Source organism: Aeromicrobium sp. PFPM2_SD2 (assembly GCF_057364525.1).
Genome location: NZ_JBNFNZ010000414.1, coordinates 1 through 2,179, shown reverse-complemented (window position 1 = coordinate 2,179; position 2,179 = coordinate 1). Strand labels below are relative to the sequence as shown.

The following is a 2,179-nucleotide window of genomic DNA, read 5'->3' as shown; positions in this document are numbered from 1 at the left end:
CGACCTGCTGACCGGCTCGCGCTCGTGGAGCGTCGGCCGCAAGCCCGGGGCCGGTGAAAGCGTCCCGACGGCACCCGCGTCAGGCGTGGCGTCTGGAGAGCGCGCCGTTCAGCGCCGACGGCGCGCAGGTCAGCGACGCGGTCGTGTGGCTGGACGAGTCGCTCGCGCCGGTCGCCATGCAGGCCACGGTCACCGCGGACGGCACGACGTCCACGACGACCCGTCACTTCGTCGACCTCGGCGAGCCGCAGCAGGTCCGGGCGCCGCGCTGAGTCGGCCGAGGCGGGCTAGGGTTCCGGGATGCTGCGCACCGTGCTCGTCCTCGCCGTCGGGCTCGCGCTCGCGTCCTGCTCGGGCGGCGACGACGCCGACGACCGCGCCACCCTGACCGCCCAGCGCGACGGCGCCTACGTGCGTCCGGCCAGCTGCACGGCCCTCGGGGTCGGGGCGGGTGCCACCGTCGCCGGCACCGCCTTGGCCGCCTGCATGGACGACGCGCTCGCCGCCCACGTCACCGGACGCCAGACGATCTTCGCCGGGCAGGACGACGGCATCGTCTCGGTGACCTACAGCCTCGGCGACCCGGTCGGCTACGAGAGCGGCGGCTCGCAGGACCTGGTCGTCATCGGCGACCGGGCGTGGCTGGACGTGCAGGGGGAGCAGGTGGCCAGCGACCCGGACGGCGACGCGACCCAGCAGGACGCCGCCCGGCTGGCCGCGACCTTCGCCGAGCGACGGTTCGTCGTCGACACCGACGCCGTCCGCTCCGCGGCCCGCTGGCGCGTCGGACGTCCGCGCGACCTCACGCTGCGCCAGGGCGGGACGGTCGAGGACGCCTGGCCGCTCAGCGTCACCGCCCCGTACGCCGCCGACGGGGAGACCCGGGTCACCCGGCACGTCGTGTGGCTCGACCGGACGCTCAGCCCGGTCAAGGTCGAGGAGGACGCGACGCGCGACGGCTCGCCCTTCCGCAGCAACGCCGAGCTGTACGACCTCGGCGGGAAGGTCACCATCACCGCGCCGCAGTGACCGGCGCCGAAGCCGCCCGCCGGCGGCCGCGGTGCCCTAGGTTCGCTCCGTGCGCCGTTCCCTGCTGCTCCTGCTGAGCCCCCTGCTGGTCCTGTCCGCGTGCTCCACCGGCGGCGGGGAGGCCGACGACCTCCCGTCCGCGGCGGTCACCCGGCACGTGGACGACTCCACGCCGGCGTCGTGCGACGAGCTGGGCGTCGCGAGCGGGGCGGTCTCGACGGCGCCGACCTGCTCACCTGCCTGGAGGACTCGCTGCGGGCGACCGCAGCGGGATCCTGGTCATGAACCCCGCCGTCGACGACCCGGGCGAGACCGACGTCCTCACGTTCGTCCACGACGGCGACGCCCTCGTGCTCGGCCACGACCGGCCGGGCGCCTACGTGATCGCGGGCGACCGCGCCTGGGCCGACCTGGACGACGACGGGGAGTGGGTCGAGAGCGACGCGGACGGCACCGCGGAGCAGCGCCGCGCCGCCGAGGTCGTGCCGATGCCCGAGTCCGCGCTGGACTCCCTCGTCCTGACCGGGACGAACATGCCCGGCAGCACGTGGGACGTGCAGCCCGCCACGGACGCCGACGTCACGGTGACGAACGGCGAGGCCGCCTGGCGGGTGAGCGCGCGTCCGGGCGGGTCGGGCGCCCGGGCGGTCAGCCAGCACGTCGTGGTGCTGGACGAGAGCCTCGCGCCGCTGCGTGTCTGGGCCAGCGGGATGAGCGGCGCGCGCCGGGTCGCCGTCTCGTACGGCTACGGCAGTCGCGGCGAGCCGATGGAGCTCGTCGTCCCGGAGTGACCCGGCCCTGCGTCCGCCGCTGTCGGCGCGGTGCGGGACGATAGGGGCGATGGACGAGGACCGCGACGAGCGCACCCAGCAGGCACCCGGCAGCCGTTCGGGCGGCCTGCTGCGCAACGTGCTGCTGCTGGTGCTGTTCACCTCGTCCGGACGCGTGCTGTCGCTGCTGCCGCTGGACGCGCTCGCCGAGTCGCCGACCGCCCAGGTGCTGATGCGCGGCGACACGATCTCCGCCGGCCTCTGGCTCGGCATCGGGCTGCTCGTCGCCGCCGGCGTCGTGTGGTCGCTGCAGCGCCGCATCGACTAGCCGGGCGGACGGGCGCTCAGCCCGGCAGGCCGAGCTGCTCGCGCAGCGCACC

Annotated in this window: 4 protein-coding genes; all 4 read left to right on the top strand. The window is 75.7% G+C overall.

Going from position 1 to position 2,179, the window contains the following annotated elements:
- Nucleotides 1-53: 53 nt before the first annotated feature.
- The 4 genes from AC2W7G_RS14430 (at nucleotide 54) to AC2W7G_RS14415 (ending at nucleotide 2,127) form a co-directional block, all read left to right on the top strand.
- Nucleotides 54-272 (top strand): hypothetical protein, encoded by a 219-nt coding sequence (locus tag AC2W7G_RS14430; RefSeq protein ID WP_485869048.1) that lies wholly within the window; start codon nucleotides 54-56, stop codon nucleotides 270-272.
- 28 nt (nucleotides 273-300) lie between these two features.
- Nucleotides 301-1,029: a hypothetical protein gene (locus tag AC2W7G_RS14425; protein WP_485869047.1), complete on the top strand. Its 729-nt coding sequence runs from the start codon at nucleotides 301-303 to the stop codon at nucleotides 1,027-1,029.
- A 281-nt stretch (nucleotides 1,030-1,310) separates the two neighbouring features.
- Complete coding sequence (locus AC2W7G_RS14420; protein ID WP_485869046.1) at nucleotides 1,311-1,820, top strand: hypothetical protein; 510 nt, start codon at nucleotides 1,311-1,313, stop codon at nucleotides 1,818-1,820.
- Nucleotides 1,821-1,869: 49 nt separating this feature from the next.
- Entirely contained in the window at nucleotides 1,870-2,127 is a 258-nt protein-coding gene (locus AC2W7G_RS14415) for a hypothetical protein (RefSeq protein ID WP_485869045.1), read from the top strand.
- The last annotated feature ends 52 nt before the right edge of the window (nucleotides 2,128-2,179 follow it).